Genomic DNA, 21,112 nt, shown 5'->3' with positions numbered 1-21,112 from the left:
CATCACAAGTGGTCAGACCTCCTACAAGCAAGGGAGCTTTTCTTTATGATGATTTTGAGCATTTTCGCAACCGTTGTGCTGCTCGGTGTGTTGTTCTATCACCGTGTCAGTTTATTCCTGAGTAGCCTGATTCTTCTGGCCTGGACGGCTGCACTTGGCGTCGCTGGCCTGTGGAATATCTGGGTCCTTGTTCCCCTGGCCATCATTTTGCTGCCGTTCAACCTGACGCCGATGCGTAAGTCAATGATCTCTGCGCCGGTGTTCAGGGGATTCCGTAAAGTGATGCCGCCGATGTCGCGTACAGAGAAAGAAGCGATTGACGCCGGTACGACCTGGTGGGAAGGCGATCTGTTCCAGGGCAACCCCGACTGGAAAAAGCTTCACAACTATCCGCAGCCGCGTCTGACCGCCGAAGAACAAGCCTTTATTGATGGTCCGGTAGAAGAAGCGTGCCGCATGGCAAACGACTTTGCCATCACTCACGAAATGGCCGACCTGCCGCCTGAGCTGTGGGCATACCTGAAAGAGCATCGCTTCTTCGCGATGATCATTAAGAAAGAGTACGGCGGTCTGGAATTCTCCGCTTACGCTCAGGCTCGCGTACTGCAAAAACTGGCGGGTGTCTCCGGGATCCTGGCGATCACCGTTGGCGTGCCAAACTCCTTAGGCCCGGGCGAGCTGTTACAGCATTACGGTACAGAAGAGCAGAAAGATCACTACCTGCCGCGTCTGGCGCGTGGTCAGGAAATTCCGTGCTTCGCGCTGACCAGCCCGGAGGCAGGCTCCGATGCCGGCGCAATTCCTGATACCGGCGTGGTTTGCATGGGCGAATGGCAGGGCCAGCAGGTGCTGGGCATGCGCCTGACCTGGAACAAACGTTATATCACCCTAGCACCTATCGCCACGGTGCTGGGCCTGGCGTTCAAACTCTCTGACCCGGAAAAACTGCTGGGCGGTGAAGAAGAGCTGGGTATTACCTGTGCGCTGATCCCAACCTCGACTCCGGGCGTTGAAATTGGTCGCCGTCACTTCCCGCTGAACGTACCGTTCCAGAACGGTCCTACCCGCGGTCAGGATATCTTTGTTCCGATTGACTACATCATCGGTGGCCCGAAAATGGCCGGGCAGGGCTGGCGTATGCTGGTGGAATGTCTGTCTGTGGGCCGCGGCATTACCCTGCCGTCGAACTCAACAGGCGGTCTGAAATCGGTGGCGATGGGGATTGGGGCTTACGCGCATATCCGCCGTCAGTTCAAAATCTCCATCGGCAAGATGGAAGGTATCGAAGAGCCGCTGGCGCGTATTGCGGGCAATGCCTACGTGATGGACGCCGCAGCCTCGCTGATTACCTACGGCATTATGCTGGGCGAAAAACCCGCCGTGCTGTCAGCGATTGTGAAGTATCACTGTACCCACCGCGCACAGCAGTCAATTATTGATGCAATGGATATCGCAGGCGGTAAAGGTATCATGCTCGGCGAAGGCAACTTCCTGGCGCGCGGCTATCAGGGTGCGCCGATTGCCATCACCGTGGAAGGGGCAAACATCCTGACCCGCAGCATGATGATCTTCGGCCAGGGTGCGATTCGTTGCCATCCTTACGTGCTGGAAGAGATGGCTGCCGCGCAGAATAATGATGTGGATGCCTTCGACAAACTGCTGTTCAAACATATCGGTCACGTCGGCAGCAACAAGGTGCGCAGCTTCTGGCTGGGCCTGACGCGCGGGCTGACCAGCGCGACGCCAACCGGCGATGCGACCAAACGTTACTACCAGCACCTGAACCGTCTGAGCGCCAACCTGGCTCTGCTGTCTGACGTTTCCATGGCGGTGCTGGGCGGTAGCCTGAAGCGTCGCGAACGCATCTCCGCCCGTCTGGGTGATGTGCTGAGCCAGATCTTCCTGGCCTCTGCGGTGCTGAAACGCTACGACGATGAAGGCCGTCAGGAAGCGGATCTGCCGCTGGTGCACTGGGGCGTGCAGGATGCGATGTATCAGGCCGAACAGGCGATTGACGATCTGCTGGCGAACTTCCCGAACCGCTTCGTAGCGGGTGCCCTGCGCGCGGTGATCTTCCCGACCGGTCGTCATCACCTGGCGCCGTCCGACAAGCTGGATCACAAAGTGGCAAAAATCCTCCAGGTACCAAGCGCAACCCGCTCTCGTATTGGTCGGGGTCAATATCTGGCACCTACCCCGCATAACCCGGTAGGTTTGCTGGAAGAGGCGCTGCTTGACGTGATGGCCGCCGACCCGATTCACCAGAAGATCTGCAAACAGCTGGGCAAAAACCTGCCGTTTACACGACTGGATGAGCTGGCAAAACAGGCGCTGGCGGGTGGCATCATCGACAACAGCGAAGCTGCGATTCTGGTGAAAGCCGAAGAGAGCCGTCTGCGCAGTATTAATGTGGATGATTTCGAACCTGAAGAGCTGGCGACACAGCCGGTAAAGCTGCCAGAGAAGCACCGCAAACCTGAAGCGGCATAAGGCCTTTTGCTCCCACAAACCCCGCCCTGCGCGGGGTTTTTTATTGCCACATTTTCTGGTAATGACGTGCTACAGTGTCAAAAAGTGTTTTTTAAGGAGCCTGTATCGTGCCTGGTTTAAAGATTTCTGTTTTGCAGCAACCTTTAGTGTGGATGGACGGCCCCGCCAACCTTCGCCATTTTGATCGCCAGCTGGAAGAGATTACCGGACGCGATGTGATTGTCCTGCCGGAGATGTTTACCACAGGTTTCGCGATGGAGGCAGCAAAACAGTCCATGCCGCAGGACGAGGTGGTGGCCTGGATGCACGCCAGGGCGCAGGAAACAAATGCGCTGATTGCCGGTAGCGTCGCACTCCAGACCGGGCGCGGACCGGTCAACCGCTTCCTGCTGGTCGAGCCGGAAGGAAAAGTCCATTTCTACGATAAGCGCCACCTGTTCCGCATGGCGGATGAACATCAACATTATGAAGCCGGAAGCGAACGCGTGGTATTTGAATGGCGCGGCTGGCGTATTCTGCCGCTGGTCTGCTATGACCTGCGCTTCCCGGTGTGGTCGCGCAACCGCAACGATTATGACCTGGCGTTGTACGTCGCCAACTGGCCCGCCCCACGCTCCCTGCACTGGCAGGCTTTACTGACCGCGCGCGCGATTGAAAATCAGGCTTATGTCGTTGGCTGTAACCGCGTGGGAACGGACGGCAACGGGCATCACTATCGCGGTGACAGCCGGGTGATAAGTCCGCAGGGTGAGATTATTGCCACCGCCGAGCCGCATCAGGCAACACGAATTGACGCTGAGATCTCGTTAATGGCGTTAAAGGAGTATCGGGAGAAGTTTCCGGCCTGGCAGGATGCAGATCCGTTTAGCATTGGTTGAAAAAAAGCCGGGTGACGGCTGCGCCTTACCCGACCTACAAAAAGCACAGCGTAGGCACGGTAAGCGCAGCGCCACCGGGCGTTAATTAACTCACCAGCGCCTGCCCGTCTTTGCGGCTTTCCGTCGCGGCCACGTAGTGCCCTTCCGGCATACGGTAAATCACCTGCGCACCGCCGAAGTTATAATCCTGAAGCGGATCTTCCACCACGATCTGATGCCCGCGCTCGCGCAGCGCCGCGATAGTATTGCGATCGAACGTTGATTCGACGATCACCTCCCTGCCCTGCACCACGCGCCAGCGCGGTGCATCGATTGCCGCCTGCGGGTTTTGCCCGTGCAGCATAATGCGCAGCGCCATCTGCATGTGCCCCTGCGCCTGCATCGGGCCGCCCATCACGCCGAAGGACATCAGCGGCTTGCCGTTGCCGTCCATCGCAAATCCCGGAATGATGGTGTGGAACGGGCGCTTGCTGCCCGCCAGCGCGTTCGGGTGCGCAGGATCCAGCACAAAGCCGCAGCCCCGGTTTTGCAGGCTGATCCCGGTATCCGGCACCACGATCCCTGAACCGAATCCCATATAGTTGGACTGAATAAACGAGACCATCATCCCACTCGCATCCGCGGTGCTGACGTAAACCGTCCCGCTCTGCGTCGGCGATCCGTACACAAAATCAGAAGCTTTATCGTGGTTGATAAGCGCCGCGCGCGACTTCAGGTAATGGTCGCTCAGCAGTTCTTTCGCCGCGAAGGCCATGTGTTCTTCGTCCGCCACGTAGCGATCGAGATCCGCCAGCGCCAGCTTCATCGCCTCAATGGAGAGATGAAGAGACTGCACGGAGTCCGGGTGGTGCTTCTCAATGCCGCACTGCTCAAGAATGCCGAGCGCAATCAGCGTGGCGATCCCCTGACCGTTTGGCGGCAATTCCTGAACCGAGCCGCCCGCGAAGTCGCGCGACAGCAGGTCAACCCAGTCCACGCGGTGGTTTGCCAGATCCTCTGCCGTCAGATGCGCACCGTGTTCTTTGGCAAAGGCGGCAATTTTCTGCGCCAGCTCGCCGCGGTAAAACGCGTCGCCGTTGGTTTTCGCAATCAGCTCCAGCGAGTTCGCCTGCGCCGGGTTACGGAAGATTTCCCCCACGCGCGGGGCGCGGCCTTCCGGCGCGAAGCAGGCGCTGAAGCCCGGCTGATCTTTCAGCTTGCTATAGCCTCGCTGCCAGAGATGACCAATCAGCGGCGAGACGGGAAAGCCGTTGCGCGCGTAGTCAATGGCAGGCTGCGCCAGCGTGGTCAGCGGCAGCGTGCCGAAGCGCTCCGCCAGCGCGACCCAGCCGGATACCGCTCCCGGCACGGTCACCGCGTCCCAGCCAATTTCCGGCACTGCGCTTTTTCCGGCAAACAGATCCGCATGCCAGCTGGCCGGCGAGCGGCCTGATGCGTTGAGGCCGTGAAGCTTTTCACCGTCCCAGACGATGGCAAAGGCGTCGCTGCCGATCCCGTTGCCGGTCGGCTCAACCACCGTCAGCGCCATCGCGGTGGCAATGGCTGCATCGACGGCATTGCCGCCCAGTTGCAGCATCTTCATCCCCGCCTGCGCCGCCAGCGGCTGCGACGTGGCAACCGCGTTATGGCCCAGCATCGGCGGGCGGCGTGAATCGTAACCGGACGTAAAATCAAGCGCTTTGGTCATCATGACTCCTTAGTCGTGGCGCGGATCGAGCGCATCGCGCAGCCCGTCGCCGAGTAGATTAAAGCCCTGCACGGCAAGGAAAATCGCCACGCCGGGGAAAATGGACATCCACGGAGCCTGCTCCAGAAACCCTTTCGCGGTGTTGAGCATGGAGCCCCAGGACGGATTTGGCGGCTGCTGTCCCAGCCCCAAAAACGACAGGCTGGCTTCGGCGATAATCGCCGAGGCGATCGCCAGCGTGGCCTGCACGAGGATCGGCGACATCACGTTTGGCAGGACATATTTAATGATGATCCAGCGATCCGGCAGGCCAATCGCCCGCGCGCCGTCGATATACTCTTCGTTGCGAATGGCGATCACCTGGCCGCGCGTCAGCCGGGCGAAAATCGGCATTGCCGAGAGACCAATGGCGATCATCGCATTCGTCAGGCTTGGGCCCAAAAATGCCCCCAGCGCGATCGCCATGATCAGGAACGGACAGGCCAGCAAGGCCTCAATAAAGCGCGAGATCACGCCGTCCCACATCTTCTGGAAGTAGCCCGCCACCAGCCCCAGCGGCACGCCGATGACCACGGCAATAATGACCGACATACAGCCCGCCATCAGCGAGGTGCGCGCCCCCCAAATAATGCGGGATAATATGTCACGCCCCAGCTCGTCGGTGCCGAACCAGTACATCGCCGACGGCGCTTTGCGCACCGCCAGGAAGTTGGCTTTGACCGGGTCGAAAGGGGCGATCCACGGCGCCAGCAGCGCCACCAGGACAAAAAAGCCCACCACAAGCGCGCCAATCACCGCGCTTTTATTGCCGAGGAATTTCTTCAGCACCCGGTTCTGCGCGCGCGGCAGCGTGGGGGCAACGGTTTGCGTCGTCAGTTCCGCCATGGTTAACCTCGCATTTTCGGGTTGATAAGGACGTAGAGCACGTCGGCCAGCAGATTGAGCATCAGGAAGCCGATCGCCACGATCAGCACCACGCCCTGCACCACCGCATAGTCACGATTGAACACCGAGTCGACGATCATTTTGCCAAAGCCCGGAATGGTGAAGACCTGCTCGGTCAGCACCGCGCCGCCCAGTAGCTCGCCGAACAGAAGCGTAGTGAGGGTGATTACAGGCACCAGCGCGTTGCGAAAGGCGTGCTTCAGGATCACTGCTTTCGGCAGCAGCCCCTTAGCGCGCGCGGTGCGGATGTAATCCGCTTTCAGCACTGCAATCATCGACGCACGGGTATGGCGCATCAGCGTCGCCGCCAGTCCGGTTCCGAGCACGGACGCGGGCAGCAGCAGCGTGCGCAGGTTCTGGATCGGATCTTCACTGAATGGCACATAACCGGACGCAGGTAACCATTGCAAGTTCACCGAAAAGACCAGAATCAGCAGGATCCCCAGCCAGAAGTGCGGAATTGATATCCCCGAGATCGCCACAAAGTTCGCCCCGTGATCGACCCAGCTGTTTTTATTCACCGCCGCAAGGATCCCCATGCTGATGCCAAACACCAGCGCGATGATCATCGCCAGCAGAGAGAGCTCCAGCGTGACCGGCAGCTTGCTGGCAATCAGCTGCGTAACCGGTTCATGCGTGCGCAAGGAGACGCCCAGATCGCCCTGCAGCGCGCGCGTCAGCCAATGGACATACTGCACGGGGATCGGCGCATCCAGATTAAGCTCAGCACGCAGTTGGGCAATGACCGCCGGATCGCGCTCCTCCCCGGCCATGGCGATCAGCGGGTCGCCGGGCAGCAGCTTTTGCAGCCCGAACACCATCATGCTCACCAGCAATAGCGTCGGGACGGCCAGCAGCAGACGTTTGCAAATCAGTTCCAGCATGGGTTCTCCTCAGGACGTTTATTTTGCCAGCGTCAAACCGGCCAGACGCACGATGCCGTCCGGGTACGGCTTAAAGCCCTGCACGTTCTTGTTCAGTCCAAAAATGCGCGGCTCGAAGTAGAGGTAGGCAATCGGCATGTCGGTCTGGAGCTGCTTCACCACCTTGTCGTACAGCGGCTGGCGTGCGGCCTGGTCGGTGCTCTGACGCGCCTGGGTCAGCCATTCATCAACCTGCGCGTTGCTGTAGCGACCGTCGTTCAGCGTGCCTTTACTGTGGATAAAGCCGTAAATGCTGCCGTCCGGATCCGGGCGCCCCGACCAGCCGGAGAAGCTCAACTGGTAGTCACCGCTCTGCTGGCGATCCAGCAGCGTGGCGAACTCGGTCATTTGCAGGTTCAGGTTAAAGCCCGCCTCTGCCACCATCGCCTGCAATACCTGTCCCACCTGCTGCGAGGTTGGGTTGTTCGGCACCAGCAGATTGACGCTCAGCGGCGTGGTCACACCGGCGGCTTTCAGCAGCGCTTTGGCTTTATCGACGTCGCGCGGCGGGACCGGCAGGTTAACGTGGTACGGGCTGACCGGTGAAAACGCCTGATTTGCCGGGGTGTAGAGCCCTTCAAAGACCACCTGGTTTAACGCATCGCGATCGATTGCCTGAGAAAACGCCTCGCGCACGCGGGCATCTTTAAACGGATCGTTGGCCGGCACCTTGCCATTGTTAATATTGAAGGTGATCCCCTGATAGCCCAGACCGGTGACCTTCGCCAGCGCCAGCTTGCTGTCGGCTTCGACGGTTTTGACGTCGCTGGCGGCAATGCCTTCGGTCAGGTCGAGATCGCCCGCGCGCAGGTTCGCCAGGCGCACGGAGGCATCCGGGATCGGCAGGTAGATAATTTTGTCGAAGTGGTAGGCGTCTTTGTTCCAGTAGTTGTCGAAGCGGGTCAGAACGATGCGGTCCTGCGAGACGCGGCTGTCGAACTTATAGGGGCCAGAGCAGACCGGATGGGCGGCAAAGTCGGGCTTTTTCGCCGCTTCCGGAGCCATCATCGCCCCGGCGCGGTCGGTGAGCTGCATCAGCAACGCGGCATCGGGGGTCTTCAGGTGCAGGGCGATCTGCATCGGGCCAGTAACTTCCACGGACTCTACGGACGAGATTTCACTTTTACGCAGGGAGCCTTTTAAAGTCAGGGCGCGGTCGAGGTTGTACTTTGCCGCCGCCGCATCAAATTTTTCACCGTCGTGGAAGGTCACGCCTTCACGCAGGTTGAGCGTCAGGGTTTTACCGTCTTCGCTCCAGGCCCAGTCTTTTGCCAGCCCCGGCACCACCTTTAAATGCTCATCAACGTCCACCAGCCTGTCGCAGAGAGAGGCAAACACGAAACGGCCATAGTAGGTGCGCGCCAGATGCGGGTCGAGCATGTCAGGGTCAGCGCCCAGACCGATTCGCAGCACGCTTTCAGAATGGGCGGGCAGCGCCGCGCCAAGCAACATAACACTTCCCAGTACGGTCAAAAGAGAATTACGCATTGTCATTATCATGAGTTCCTTGAAGGAAGGGAGGAGTGAGTGGCCGCGTGTTCAAACAGCGCGCGGCGGCGCAGAAAAGCGGCGGATGGCGGTGCGATCTGGATAACGCTGCGATCGCGATTGATCTCCTGCCAGCGATGGCAGGCAACCTGACGTCCGCCGTCGAGCACCTGATTAATCGGCTCGATCTGGCGGCATTCATCTGTAACGTAGGGGCAACGGGTGTGGAAACGGCAGCCGGACGGCGGGTTAGCCGGGTTCGGTAAATCACCCTGCAACAGCGGCGTATCCCGCGCTACGCCTGGCTGCATTTGCGGCGCTGAGGCAATCAACGCCTGGGTATAAGGATGCAACGGTGCGTCGAAGATGTCGTCGACGGTGGCCAGCTCGACGATTTGCCCAAGATACATTACCGCCACGCGGTCGCTCATATGACGGATAACCGCCAGCCCGTGGGCGACGATCACCATCGTTAGCCCCAACTGGTGCTTCAGGCTTTCCAGTAAATTAACCACCTGTGCCTGCACGGAAACGTCCAGCGCAGAAACCGGCTCATCACCCAGCAGCAGCTTTGGGCCTGACGCCAGCGCGCGCGCAATGCCGATACGCTGACGCTGCCCGCCGGAAAATTCGTGTGGATAACGCCCGGCCCAGGCCGCGGGCAAGCCGACCGTCCTGAGTAGCTCGGAAACGCGGTACTGGCGATCCGTTTTTTTCATGTTCTGGTGCAGCCACAGCGGCTCACCGACAATTTGCTCCACCGTCATGCGCGGGTTCAGCGAGGCGAAGGGATCCTGAAAGATGATCTGTAGCTCACGCCGGAGCTGGTTCAGACGGGCGCCCGAGGCGTGGGTGATCTCCTCACCCTGATAAAATACCCGCCCTTCGCTGGCGCCCAGCAGGCGCAGCAGCAGACGACCAAGGGTGGATTTCCCGGACCCCGACTCGCCGACAATTGCCAGCGTTTCGCCAGGCATCACCGACATCGAAACTCGGTCGACAGCGGTGACAAAGCGGGCCGGCGTAAACAGTTTTTTCGGGCCGGGGAAAAGCTTGCTCAGATCGCGGGCTTCAAGAATGGGCATGGTCATGCGGTCTCTCCCAGGGCAATGTGATGTTCGAGCGGCACGCGGAAGCAGGCAACCTGATGGCCCGTACCGAGCGTAGTGAGCGGTGGTTTTTCAGCATGACAGCGCGTCTGCGCGAAGGGACATCGGGTAGCAAAGCGGCAGCCTTGAGGCATGGATTCCGGCAGCGGGACCGATCCGGGAATAGTTGATAGCTGGCCTTTACGCGCGCCCATAGAAGGAAGGGAACCCATAAGGCCAATGGTATAGGGGTGCTGCGGATCGGCAAACAGGGCTTCAACACTCCCCTGCTCCACTACCTGTCCGGCATACATCACCGCCACCTGCTGCGCGACTTCGGCCACCACGCCTAAATCGTGGGTGATCATCAGCACCGCCGTGCCCGTTTCTTCTTTTAAAGTATTGAGCAGGGAGAGAATTTGCGCCTGAATGGTCACGTCCAGAGCGGTAGTGGGTTCGTCAGCAATGAGTAGTTTGGGATGGTTTATCAGCGCCATCGCTATCATCACGCGCTGGCGCATACCGCCGGAAAGCTGATGCGGGTAAGCCTTAAGGCGCATCTCTGCGGCCGGGATCTGCACCTTCTCCAGGATCTGTAGCGCAACCGTCATCGCCTCAGCCCGGGAGATCGTTTGATGGCGCATCACCGCTTCACTGAGCTGATCGCCAAGCGTGAAGGCCGGGTTGAGCGAGGTCATGGGCTCCTGGAATATCATCGCCAGCTCGCTGCCGCGCAGATCGGCATACTCCCGCGGCGAGAGCTTGCGCAGATCCTGGCGGCGGAAATTCATCTCCCCGCTGACGATCCTGGCGCTGGCAGGTAATAACCCCATCAGCGCCAGGGAAGTGATGCTTTTACCGCAGCCGGACTCGCCTACCAGCGCCAGCGTTTCTCCCGCCCTGACCGTCAGCGAGATATCGTCGAGCACGCTCACCGGCGAGCCCGCGAATTTAACGTTGAGGTTTTGCAGCCGCAATACGGGCGTGGCGTCCTTAAAGGGTATGGTCGTCATAGCGTGAAATCGTCCTCAAGGTGGATCGCCTGAATCAGGGCGGTTTGCAGGCTGAGCAGGTGCTCGCGCATCGCGGCAGCTGCTTCATTAGGCTGGCGATGAATAATCGCTGACATGATTTTGTGATGGTGGTCGTTGTAGCTATCGACACGTTCAGGGGTGCGGGCAAGTTCGCGTAAATGCTGCCAGCCAGGCTCCCGGCGGACGGCATCTATCGCATCAAAAAGCCCAAGCATCAGGCGGTTACCTGCTGCCTCCGCAATGGCGCGGTGGAAGGCGCTATCCCACAGTTCGTTGAGATCGCGGTCATCCGGGCTGACCTTATTAATGCGTTCCAGCATACGCTGCATGAGCGCGAGGTTTTCCCTGGTGGCACGCAGTGCCGCAAGTCGGGCTAAGCCGGGTTCGAGCTGTAGTCGAGCTTCCATGACTTCCAGCAGGTTGGTTTGCTGAACCAATCCCTGAAGCGCCAACGGCTCAACCGGGGCAGATGGACCAATGAAGGTACCCTTGCCCTGCTTGCGCCAGATACGCCCTTCCTCTTCCAGCACGTCCAGCGCGCGACGCACTTCACGTCGGCCTACGCCGAGAGTGTCCGACAGCTCACGTTCAGTGGGCAGCGGAATGCCTGGTGTTGACTCGTGCTGGTTGATAAGCCCGCGCAGCTGCTCAAGCGCGGTACTGGAATTAGCTAAAAACCGTGAAGGCTTTTCCATATTGGTTCGCTCGCTTTCATCATTGCTTTATTTTTATTAATAATAAGTTATTGATATGACGCAGAACTTAACGTGCTAGTAATTAAGCAATTAACGAACCAATAGCGTAATGGTTCGTTAATTTTCTGAAAAATGATCGGTAACCGAATGATTTCCTACCAATTATTTTACATAATTATTACATAAGAAGATGGGCGCGAAGGTGAGAATGGGCAAGAAACGCACAAAAACAGTGCAAATAACGCACTAAAATCATGCATTTGTTAATAAAATGCACCGTACTTATTAACTTTTTGTTAATGGAAATAAAAAGAGGAATAAACAATATTCGAGGGACTATAAAACGACGAAAGCCTGAATCATTTCTGACTCAGGCTTTCTGAATAGTGGCGGAACGGACGGGACTCGAACCCGCGACCCCCTGCGTGACAGGCAGGTATTCTAACCGACTGAACTACCGCTCCACTGTTCCCGTTTGGGGAACGAGGCGAATATTACGGTTTGCCTCTGAACTCGTCAACGCTTTTTCTCAGGTTTTGAATCGTTTGCTGCAAAATTCACCCAAACGGTGATTTAACAAACGTTTCAGCACATTTTCACGTGCGCCACAGACAGCTTCCGCCCTTCTTCTGCACTAAATCGAGACGAGATTCATGGTTCATCAGTTCTTCATCACTGGCTAAAACAACCCGCAGGCGATTCGCCTGACGCACAATGCGCTGAATTCCCCCTTCATCCCGCGTCTGCTGGGATTCATTTTCCATACTGAATTTCATCGACGTTTGCCCGCCGGTCATGGTCAGGTAGACATCGGCCAGGATCTGGGCATCGAGCAACGCGCCGTGCAGCGTTCGCTTGGTGTTGTCTATCTCATAGCGAGAGCACAGGGCATCAAGGCTGTTACGCTTGCCGGGGAACATCTTCCTTGCCAGCGCCAGGCTATCCGTGACTTTACAGAACGTATTCGTCTTCGGAATATCACGGTTGAGCTTGCTGAACTCATAGTCCATAAAGCCGATATCGAACGACGCGTTATGAATGACAAGTTCCGCACCTCTGATGTAGTCGAGAAATTCATCTGCGACGTCGGCAAAGGTGGGCTTATCCAGCAAAAACTCATCGGCAATTCCGTGAACGCCGAACGCTTCCGGGTCCACCAGCCGATCGGGTTTAAGGTAAACGTGGAAGTTGTTGCCCGTAAGGCGACGGTTCACCACTTCAACGGCACCAATCTCAATGATTTTGTGCCCTTCGTAGTGGGCGCCAATCTGGTTCATACCGGTGGTTTCGGTATCAAGAACAATCTGGCGAGTAATTGCAGTGCTCATAGCGGTCATTTATGTCAGACTTATCGTTTTACTGAACGTTTCAAATACAGGAAGTCTACCAGAGATGCGTAAACAGGTAGAAATTTTCACCGATGGATCTTGTCTCGGTAACCCAGGGCCCGGCGGCTATGGCGCCATTATGCGCTATCGCCAGCATGAAAAAACATTTAGTGAAGGCTATTTCCTGACCACCAACAACCGCATGGAGTTGATGGCGGCCATCGTGGCGCTGGAAGCGTTAAAAGAACATTGTGACGTGGTGCTGAGTACCGACAGCCAGTATGTCCGCCAGGGCATTACCCAATGGATCCACAACTGGAAAAAGCGGGGCTGGAAAACGGCAGAGAAAAAACCCGTCAAGAATGTCGATCTCTGGAAGCGTCTTGATGCCGCCCTCGGTCAGCACGAAATCAAATGGGAGTGGGTAAAGGGGCACGCCGGTCATCCTGAAAACGAACGCTGTGACGAGCTGGCTCGCGCGGCGGCATCCAACCCGACCCATGAGGATGCAGGTTATCAACCTGAATCCTGATCACGGTTTTTTGTACTGCCGCGTGGCCCCCACGGTCTGGCGGATCCGCGTTTTTGATTTGCTTTGCTTCATCGGGTTGAGCGTAAGGGGGATCGTCCTCTTACGCGCGACAATAAATTGCATGCAGCCCAGCGCGGGTAAATGGGTGCTTAATAAGACCCCGCCTTTACGCGTCCAGGGGATGACCTGAAAACCCCCGTAGCTTAGCACTTCGAAATTTAACAGTGAAAGCCAGTCCAGCTGGCGCATCATGGTAAACATCCTGCTGTTATAAGGCGGCGTGCGACGCAGAACAGGCGTCAGTTTACGTAGCCCCATCAGACTCAGCGGATTAAAACCGCTCAGGATCAGCCAGCCGTCATCAATCAAAACGCGGTCGGCTTCCCGCAGCAGACGATGGGGATCGCTGCACCAGGGCAGCGTGTGGGCGAGCAGACAGGCATCAATGGATTTTTCCGCAAACGGCAAATGCAGCGGATCCGCTTTCACCTGAACCGGGGAGCCATTAAGCGATACGCTAACCTGATGCGAGATAGCGCAGCTTTCGGTATTGATTTCTGCGCTCAGATTGCCAATCTTAAGCAGGTGAAAACCATACATTTTCGCGAGCCAGGGTTTAAGCTGAAGTTCTAAGGCCTCGCGATAATATTCACCCCAGGGCAACTCTGCCCAACGTTCCGGTGGTGCGACAGTCTGAGGTATCCTTGCCGGTTTCATCAAAACACCCGCCACGCTATAAGAGGTAATGCATGAATCTTATCAGTATTTCCGCCTTTCAGGACAATTACATCTGGGTTTTAGTCGACGACGATCGCAGATGCATTATTGTTGATCCAGGCGAATCCGCACCGATCCTGCACGCGATTAAAGAAAACGGCTGGCAGCCGGAGGCGATCCTCCTTACCCATCACCATCACGATCATGTCGGCGGTGTTCCCGATCTCCTTGCACGCTATCCCCATCTACCCGTCTACGGACCAGCAGAGACACAGGATAAGGGTACGACGCAAGTTGTCGAAGAAGGCGAAAGTATCCTCATCCTCGGGTGGGAGTTTTCCGTATTTGCTACGCCAGGTCACACTTCCGGGCATCTCTGTTTCTACAGCAAACCTTATCTGTTTTGTGGCGACACGCTGTTTTCTGGCGGCTGTGGAAGGCTGTTTGAAGGCACGCCAGAACAGATGTATCAATCTTTACAAAAAATTAATGCGCTGCCAGCCGACACCGTAATTTGTTGCGCACATGAGTATACATTAGGGAATATGAAGTTTGCTGCAAGCGTGCTGCCTGAGGATCGGGCGATTCAGGATTATTACCAGAAAGTGAAGGAGTTACGTGCAAAAAACCAAAAAACACTCCCCGTAATTCTGAAAAAAGAGCGACAAATAAATTTATTTTTAAGAACTGATGATGTTGATTTAATTAATAAAATTAATCAAGAAACAAATTTGTTACAACCTGAAGCGCGATTTGCATGGTTAAGGTCAAAGAAAGATAACTTCAGATAATTGCGGGTTGCCTTTTCAAAATTTCGCCGTTATCATCGCTCGTCTTTTAAGCAACTATTGACACACACATGAAGGCAAAAGCGATATTACTCGCCTCTGTCCTGCTTGTAGGTTGCCAGTCACAAAACGGCAGCAACGTACAACAGCACGCACAGAGCCTTTCTGCGGCTGGTCAAGGGGAAGCAGGGAAGTTTACGAGTCAGGCGCGATGGTTGGACGATGGGACATCCTTCGCGCAGGAACAAGACTTGTGGGCCTCTATTGGCGACGAGCTAAAGATGGGAATTCCGGAAAACAGCCGGATTCGCGAACAGAAACAGAAGTATTTGAGAAATAAGAGCTATCTCCACGATGTAACATTACGGGCAGAGCCGTATATGTACTGGATAGCCGGGCAAGTTAAGAAACGTAACATGCCTATGGAACTGGTACTACTACCCATAGTGGAGAGCGCTTTTGACCCGCACGCGACGTCTGGCGCCAATGCAGCAGGCATCTGGCAGATCATTCCGAGCACAGGGCGAAATTATGGTTTAAAGCAGACCCGCAACTACGATGCGCGTCGTGATGTTGTCGCTTCAACGACAGCCGCTCTCGACATGATGCAACGTCTGAACAAGATGTTTGACGGCGACTGGTTATTGACCGTCGCAGCGTATAACAGTGGTGAAGGTCGTGTACTGAAGGCAATGAAAGCGAATAAAGCGCGTGGAAAATCCACAGACTTCTGGTCGCTCTCACTGCCACAGGAAACAAAGATTTACGTACCGAAAATGCTGGCACTGGGCGATATTCTCAAGAACAGCAAACGTTACGGTGTACAACTGCCAACACCAGACGAAAGTCGTGCACTGGCGCGTGTCCGCCTCAGCAGCCCGGTTGATATTCAACAGGTTGCCGATATGACGGGTATGTCGGTAAGTAAGCTTAAAACCTTTAATGCAGGTGTTAAAGGCTCCACGCTGGGCGCTAGTGGCCCTGGCTATGTGATGGTTCCGCAGAAACATGCGGAACAGTTACGAGAGTCTTTAGCTTCGGGTGAAATTGCAGCCGTTCAGTCCACGCTGATCGCTGATACGTCGCCTGTAAGCAGCCGCAGCTATAAGGTGCGTTCAGGTGATACGCTTTCAGGTATTGCATCACGTCTTGGCGTGAATGCGAAAGATCTCCAGCAGTGGAATAATCTGCGCGGATCTGGTCTGAAAGTGGGTCAAACGCTGACCGTAGGTGCAGGTAGCAGTGCACAGCGTCTCGCTAAAAACAGCGATAGCATTACCTATCGCGTACGTAAAGGCGACTCGCTGTCCAGTATTGCTAAGCGTCACGGCGTAAACATCAAAGATGTGATGCGCTGGAACAACGATACTGACAACCTGCAACCTGGCGACCAGCTGACGTTGTTTGTGAAAAACAGCGCTACGCCAGATTCCTGATAGTACGATCGCTTGTTAAAAAGGCACCGATTCCCCTCGGTGCCTTTTTTATTTATCCCGCTTTTTGCGCTTCAGCCATAATGGTGTCGCTGGTAAACGAACCATCATCATGCAGTTCAAAGTACGCCTTCACGTCAGCAGAGGCGCTCTCCTGATACAATCGGATCGCCTGAGTCAATGCCTCGGGTGTGCGCATCCGTGCAATCCATGATGTGAACTCCAGCGGCAAACGGTCGGTTATCAATGAGCGTGAAATCAAGCCGGCTTCGGTGATAAACGTAAGCCACTCTCCACTGGAGTAGTTTTGCACGTGCGAGGTATCACGCAGCGCTTCAACCGTCTGGAGCCAGATATTTCGTACTGGATGTCCGGGAGACATCACGTCCATGATGATGAAGATTCCGCCCGGTTTGAGCACGCGTTTCACTTCCCGTAATGCCTGCCCCACATCATGCCAGTGGTGTGCAGAGTAACGGCTAATCACAACCTCAAACGACGCATCCTCAAAGGGTAAAGATTCAGCGTAGCCCTGGCGCGTCGTGACGTTATTCAGCCCTTTCGCTTTCGCCGCTTCAGCAACCACATCCAGCATCTGGCTCGATAAGTCATATGCCGTCACCTGAGCAACCTGCTGTGCGGCGGTAAAACTGGCGTGCCCAGCCCCGCAGCCTAAGTCCAGCACGTGCGCGTCAGGAAACGCGGCGAGCCGTTCGCCGAGACGTACCAGATCGCGGCCAGAGGCGTGCACGGCGCTGCTCAGGTAGGCACTTGCCTGAGAACCAAACTGTTTTTCGACGTTGTCATGATGGGAGTGTGTTGTTGTCATGTTGCTGTCCTTTTATGGGTTAAAAAATAAAGGGCAGCACCCGCACAGGCCTGCCCCACGGCAGACCTGACGCACCATTATTTATCAGGTTTGCCGGGACTGAATTCAACTAGTAGAGGATTATGATCGGAGGCGCGCGTCACCAGAACGGAGGCTTCGTGCACGCTTAAACCCCGATAGAAGACAAAATCGAGAGGACGACCAAACGCTTTCTTGCGCTGGTCATCGTTAAAACGAACTTCACGCAGCGACATTTCACGCGCGAAGCGGTACAACGCGTTCATACGCGGACGGCTCCAGGCATTGAAGTCCCCGGCCATAATGATCGGCCCACTGTGATGAGCAATCTGATCGCCAATGGGTAGTAACTGCTTACTGTACACATCAACACCCAGGCTGAAGTTCACCGCATGAATGTTTACCACCATCAGCAGACGGGTGTCGGGCAACGGATAGACCGTGACCAGCGCCGATTTTGCCAGACGCAGGATTGGCTCACGTTCACGCAGCGGGCAGCAATAGACCGGATGTGCGGCTGAAAGGGTCATCACCCCAGAAGGATGCTGTGGCAGAACAAAGGCAGGCACCTGATCGGCTGCAAGATAGTTTGTCGTTGCAAACCTGACCAGCTCAGGCGTGGTTTGCGCCTCCTGTAACAGAACCAGATGCGCATCTTTACCAAAATTTTTAAGTACGGATAACCACTCCGCACGCTGTTGTTTAAAGATGTTCCACACCAGTACGCGAATTTTTTCGTCACTGCTTAATGGCGTGCCCGCTGGTAATGCCTGACCCAGGCTCGCAAACGACCCCGGAGGCAAGATCCTCTCCGCGGGCATTCCGGCAACATAACGCATGGCATAGGTATTTTTTCGCACTTTTGGAAACGACCTCTGTAACATGAACCAGCCCGGAAAACGGACTGGTTCTAATGTTATAGGGATTTTAGGTCACACTTTCAACGCAATTACTGAGAAACCGCTTTCCAGTTTTGTAAGCAAGCACTTACTGATACTTATCCAAGCGCGATACGAGCGGATTTATCAAGCCGTCCACTCAGACCAATAAGCAGGAAAGCGACAAGCACAATTACCGCACCAATCCATGGCGTTTGGGTTAATCCAACGTGTTCAACCGTCTGCCCGCCGATAACCGATCCGAGTGCGATACCGATATTGAATGCGGCGATATTCAGGCCGGATGCGACATCCACCGCATTGGGCGTAAAGCGTTCGGCTTTCTGTACAACATAGACCTGCAATCCCGGTACGTTACCAAACGCGAATATTCCCATAACCAACACAGTTACCAGCGCTGCGTATTGTATCGACGCGGTGAACTGGAAAATCATCAGCAGGACAACCAGCGCGGCGAAGATAAATTTTAGCGCCGGTACCGCACCATGCTTATCTGCAAGCTTGCCGCCCCAGATATTGCCGATTGCGACGGAGATACCGTAGCCCAGTAAAATCCAGCTCACTGCGCCCGGAGAAAAACCAGCCAGTTCCTGCATCATCGGTGCAAGGAAAGTGAACGCAGTGAACACACCTCCATAACCCAGAGCCGTAACGGCATAGATCAGCAGCAGGCGCGGGTGTGTCAGAACCTTAACCTGATCGCTCAGGCTGGCGCTCGCGCGCCCCGGAATACTGGAGGGCACCAGTAGCAGGCTGGCTACCAGAGCAATTACGCCCAACAGCGATACCGCGAGGAAGGTTTCTCGCCAGCCAAAATGTTGCCCAATAAACGTTCCTAACGGCACGCCGGTGACCAGCGCGACGGTTAAGCCGCCAAACATAATCGCAATGGCTGATGCCGCTTTCTCTTTTGGCACCAGGCTGGTTGCAATCGTGGAGCCGATGGAGAAGAAGACACCGTGCGCGAGGCCAGTCAGCAAACGGGCAATGACCAGAGTGGTGTAGTCCGGAGCCTGCCACGCCAGAATATTGCCGGCGGTGAAGAGCACCATCAGGGCAACTAACAGTTGTTTACGTGGAAAACGTCCAGTCAGTGCGGTCAGCACAGGCGCCCCAACAGCGACGCCTAACGCGTAAATAGATACCAGCAGCCCGGCAGAAGGCAGCGAAATGGCGAGTTGTTCAGCAATAGTGGGAACAAGTCCTACAATAACAAATTCGGTCGTGCCAATTGCGAAGGCACTGATCGTCAGGGCAAGAAGCGCCAGTGGCATAAATACTCCGTCTCTTCAGGATTAAGATGACAGGCAGTATGCGCCAGTGTTTAAATAACAAAAATGGTTAGAATCTCAATAGAATTTTGCGGATGATGCAATAATGAAAGCCACATCGGAAGAACTGACTATCTTTGTTGCCGTTGTTGAAAGCGGCAGCTTCAGCCGTGCGGCCGAACAGCTCGGGCAGGCGAACTCCGCCATCAGCCGCTCGGTGAAAAAGCTGGAGATGAAGCTCGGGGTAAGTCTGCTCAACAGAACAACGCGGCAGCTCAGCCTGACGGAAGAAGGTGAACGTTATTTTCGCCGCGTACAATCCGTTTTGCAGGAGATGGCGGCAGCTGAGACGGAAATAATGGAGTCGCGTAGCACTCCGCGTGGATTGCTACGCATTGATGCGGCGACGCCGGTCGTGCTTCATTTTCTGATGCCGTTAATCAAGCCATTCCGGGAACGTTATCCGGAGATGACTCTGTCCCTGGTCTCTTCAGAGACGTTTATTAACCTGATTGAGCGTAAAGTTGATGTGGCGATCCGCGCGGGAACCCTGACGGATTCAAGTTTACGCGCTCGCCCACTGTTCACCAGCTACCGCAAAATTATCGCGTCACCGCAATATATTGCAGAGCATGGCAAACCGGAGACCGTTGAGGAGCTGAAGCAGCACCTGTGCCTAGGCTTTACGGAACCTGTCTCGCTGAACACCTGGCCCGTGGCCTGTCATGACGGACAACTTCATGAGATCACTTGCGGACTTTCGTCTAATAGCGGAGAAACGCTGAAACAGCTTTGTCTTGAAGGAAATGGGATCGCCTGTTTATCAGACTATATGATTGATAAGGAAATAGCTGCGGGTCAGCTTGTAGAACTGATGGCTGACAAACGCTTACCTGTAGAGATGCCTTTTAGCGCAGTGTATTACAGTGACAGAGCGGTAAGTACGCGCATACGCGCTTTTATCGACTTCCTTAGCGAACATATAAAAACAGCTCCCGGAGGAGCTGTGTGAGGGTTTAAGGGTACAGAGGAAGGGCTTTTATTAATCCCAGTCTGGTGCTAACCCTTCCGGGCTGACCAGACGATCGTTGCATTCCAGTGCAGCGATCGCGTTTTTATCTTCATCATCAAGCTGGAGATCCCGCGCTAACAGGTTACTTGCCAGGTTTTCACGTTTGGTTGAAGACGGGATCACGGCATAGCCCTCACCCATCGCCCATGCCAGGATCACCTGTGCGGCTGTCGCATTGTGTTTTTCAGCGATGCGTGCAATCACTTCATCTTTCAGCGCCTTACCATATGCCAGCGTCATGTACGAGGTGATGTGAATACCATGCTGTTTCGCCCAGTCCACGACTTTGTGGTTTTGCAGGTAAGGAGAGAGTTCAATCTGGTTGGTGGCAATATTTTCTTTACCCACTGCGGCAATGGCCCTTTCCATCAACGGGATGGTGAAGTTAGAGATGCCAATTTTACGCGTTAAGCCCTGCTCTTTCGCTTCCAGCAGCGCCAGCATGAACTCCTCCACAGAGACGGCATCGTCAGGTGATGGCCAGTGGATCAGCGTCAGATCAACATAGTCAGTACGCAGCTTTTTCAGACTTTCCTTCAGGCTTGGGATCAGCTTGTCTTGGCCGAGATTCTCAATCCAGATTTTAGTGGTGATGAAAAGTTCGTCGCGCGGTACGCCACTCTCTTCGATGGCCTGGCCTACGGCAGCTTCGTTATCATAAATCTGCGCCGTATCAATAGCACGATAGCCCAACTCGAGTGCGGTTTTAACAGATGCAATAACAACATCGTCTTTCAGGCGGAAAGTGCCCAGACCCAGTGCAGGGATAGTCATATGATTCCTCAATCGTTATGTTCATAAACTGAGGAGAATTATCGCTGTAGTTGTTATGACGAAAAAGATCGTGAAACGCAGAGGATTTTTGCTAATTTCGCAACAATCAAACGACAGATAAGAAAAAAGCCCTGAGCGTTAGCTCAGGGCTTTTAATAAGTGGCGGAACGGACGGGACTCGAACCCGCGACCCCCTGCGTGACAGGCAGGTATTCTAACCGAC

At 55.5% G+C, this 21,112-nt stretch carries 19 protein-coding genes and 1 tRNA gene; 6 read left to right on the top strand and 14 right to left on the bottom strand.

Going from position 1 to position 21,112, the window contains the following annotated elements; translation table 11 throughout:
• Positions 1-45 precede the first annotated feature (45 nt).
• Complete coding sequence (gene fadE, locus ACOTYH_RS20375) at positions 46-2,490, top strand: acyl-CoA dehydrogenase FadE (protein ID WP_015571378.1); 2,445 nt, start codon at positions 46-48, stop codon at positions 2,488-2,490.
• 107 nt (positions 2,491-2,597) lie between these two features.
• The gene (locus ACOTYH_RS20370; RefSeq protein ID WP_032671406.1) at positions 2,598-3,368 is read left to right on the top strand and encodes an amidohydrolase; all 771 of its coding nucleotides are present in this window, start codon (positions 2,598-2,600) and stop codon (positions 3,366-3,368) included.
• An 85-nt stretch (positions 3,369-3,453) separates the two neighbouring features.
• On the opposite strand, the gene ACOTYH_RS20365 is transcribed toward ACOTYH_RS20370, so the two are convergent.
• The 9 genes from ACOTYH_RS20365 to dnaQ all read right to left on the bottom strand — a co-directional run bounded on the left by ACOTYH_RS20365 (position 3,454) and on the right by dnaQ (position 12,556).
• Entirely contained in the window at positions 3,454-5,055 is a 1,602-nt protein-coding gene (locus tag ACOTYH_RS20365) for a gamma-glutamyltransferase family protein (protein WP_023295960.1), read from the bottom strand.
• A 9-nt stretch (positions 5,056-5,064) separates the two neighbouring features.
• A complete protein-coding gene (locus ACOTYH_RS20360; RefSeq protein ID WP_032671407.1) occupies positions 5,065-5,940 on the bottom strand; it encodes an ABC transporter permease in 876 nt (291 codons plus the stop codon).
• 2 nt (positions 5,941-5,942) lie between these two features.
• A complete protein-coding gene (locus tag ACOTYH_RS20355) occupies positions 5,943-6,884 on the bottom strand; it encodes an ABC transporter permease (protein ID WP_111962041.1) in 942 nt (313 codons plus the stop codon).
• A gap of 18 nt (positions 6,885-6,902) precedes the next feature.
• Complete coding sequence (locus tag ACOTYH_RS20350; RefSeq protein WP_421637877.1) at positions 6,903-8,417, bottom strand: ABC transporter substrate-binding protein; 1,515 nt, start codon at positions 8,415-8,417, stop codon at positions 6,903-6,905.
• 2 nt (positions 8,418-8,419) lie between these two features.
• Entirely contained in the window at positions 8,420-9,502 is a 1,083-nt protein-coding gene (locus ACOTYH_RS20345; RefSeq protein ID WP_032652644.1) for an ABC transporter ATP-binding protein, read from the bottom strand.
• Positions 9,499-10,512: an ABC transporter ATP-binding protein gene (locus tag ACOTYH_RS20340; protein ID WP_109937687.1), complete on the bottom strand. Its 1,014-nt coding sequence runs from the start codon at positions 10,510-10,512 to the stop codon at positions 9,499-9,501. Before ACOTYH_RS20340 ends, ACOTYH_RS20345 begins: the two co-directional genes overlap by 4 nt.
• Entirely contained in the window at positions 10,509-11,228 is a 720-nt protein-coding gene (locus ACOTYH_RS20335) for a FadR/GntR family transcriptional regulator (protein WP_109937688.1), read from the bottom strand. Before ACOTYH_RS20335 ends, ACOTYH_RS20340 begins: the two co-directional genes overlap by 4 nt.
• Before the next feature lie 387 nt (positions 11,229-11,615).
• Positions 11,616-11,692, bottom strand: a tRNA-Asp gene (locus ACOTYH_RS20330).
• A gap of 132 nt (positions 11,693-11,824) precedes the next feature.
• Positions 11,825-12,556 carry a DNA polymerase III subunit epsilon gene (gene dnaQ / locus ACOTYH_RS20325; protein WP_003863237.1) on the bottom strand — a complete coding sequence of 244 codons (732 nt, stop codon included), beginning with the start codon at positions 12,554-12,556 and terminating at the stop codon, positions 11,825-11,827.
• On the opposite strand from dnaQ, the gene rnhA reads away from it, so the two are divergent.
• Positions 12,510-13,088 carry a ribonuclease HI gene (gene rnhA / locus ACOTYH_RS20320; protein WP_160840538.1) on the top strand — a complete coding sequence of 193 codons (579 nt, stop codon included), beginning with the start codon at positions 12,510-12,512 and terminating at the stop codon, positions 13,086-13,088. The genes dnaQ and rnhA overlap by 47 nt on opposite strands.
• On the opposite strand, the gene ACOTYH_RS20315 is transcribed toward rnhA, so the two are convergent.
• Positions 13,089-13,805, bottom strand: a complete 717-nt coding sequence (locus tag ACOTYH_RS20315) for a class I SAM-dependent methyltransferase (protein WP_017383714.1) — start codon at positions 13,803-13,805, stop codon at positions 13,089-13,091. It lies immediately after the preceding gene.
• Positions 13,806-13,837: 32 nt separating this feature from the next.
• Between ACOTYH_RS20315 and gloB the strand changes: the two genes are divergently transcribed.
• Both gloB and mltD read left to right on the top strand, forming a co-directional pair.
• Entirely contained in the window at positions 13,838-14,596 is a 759-nt protein-coding gene (gene gloB / locus ACOTYH_RS20310) for a hydroxyacylglutathione hydrolase (RefSeq protein WP_058689026.1), read from the top strand.
• A 68-nt stretch (positions 14,597-14,664) separates the two neighbouring features.
• Positions 14,665-16,029, top strand: coding sequence for a murein transglycosylase D (gene mltD / locus ACOTYH_RS20305; protein WP_032671409.1), 1,365 nt, complete (start codon positions 14,665-14,667; stop codon positions 16,027-16,029).
• 52 nt (positions 16,030-16,081) lie between these two features.
• Here the strand turns inward: mltD and ACOTYH_RS20300 are convergent, their stop codons facing one another.
• The 3 genes from ACOTYH_RS20300 to ACOTYH_RS20290 all read right to left on the bottom strand — a co-directional run bounded on the left by ACOTYH_RS20300 (position 16,082) and on the right by ACOTYH_RS20290 (position 19,046).
• The gene (locus tag ACOTYH_RS20300) at positions 16,082-16,855 is read right to left on the bottom strand and encodes a class I SAM-dependent methyltransferase (protein ID WP_015571390.1); all 774 of its coding nucleotides are present in this window, start codon (positions 16,853-16,855) and stop codon (positions 16,082-16,084) included.
• Between the two features lie 77 nt (positions 16,856-16,932).
• Positions 16,933-17,733 (bottom strand): endonuclease/exonuclease/phosphatase family protein, encoded by an 801-nt coding sequence (locus tag ACOTYH_RS20295; protein WP_058689031.1) that lies wholly within the window; start codon positions 17,731-17,733, stop codon positions 16,933-16,935.
• A gap of 137 nt (positions 17,734-17,870) precedes the next feature.
• Positions 17,871-19,046, bottom strand: a complete 1,176-nt coding sequence (locus ACOTYH_RS20290) for an MFS transporter (protein WP_047735164.1) — start codon at positions 19,044-19,046, stop codon at positions 17,871-17,873.
• 103 nt (positions 19,047-19,149) lie between these two features.
• Here ACOTYH_RS20290 and yafC point away from each other — a divergent pair, with 103 nt between their 5' ends.
• Positions 19,150-20,055 (top strand): DNA-binding transcriptional regulator YafC, encoded by a 906-nt coding sequence (gene yafC / locus ACOTYH_RS20285; RefSeq protein WP_015571393.1) that lies wholly within the window; start codon positions 19,150-19,152, stop codon positions 20,053-20,055.
• A 30-nt stretch (positions 20,056-20,085) separates the two neighbouring features.
• Here yafC and dkgB read toward each other — a convergent pair whose 3' ends face one another.
• The gene (gene dkgB / locus ACOTYH_RS20280) at positions 20,086-20,889 is read right to left on the bottom strand and encodes a 2,5-didehydrogluconate reductase DkgB (RefSeq protein WP_058689024.1); all 804 of its coding nucleotides are present in this window, start codon (positions 20,887-20,889) and stop codon (positions 20,086-20,088) included.
• Between the last annotated feature and the right edge of the window lie 223 nt (positions 20,890-21,112).

Origin of the sequence: Enterobacter cloacae complex sp. SHL001 (assembly GCF_049236825.1) — a bacterium.
GTDB lineage: Bacteria > Pseudomonadota > Gammaproteobacteria > Enterobacterales > Enterobacteriaceae > Enterobacter > Enterobacter hormaechei_C.
Note: the sequence above shows the minus strand (reverse complement) of the source record. Positions and strands in the feature narration are given on the sequence as shown.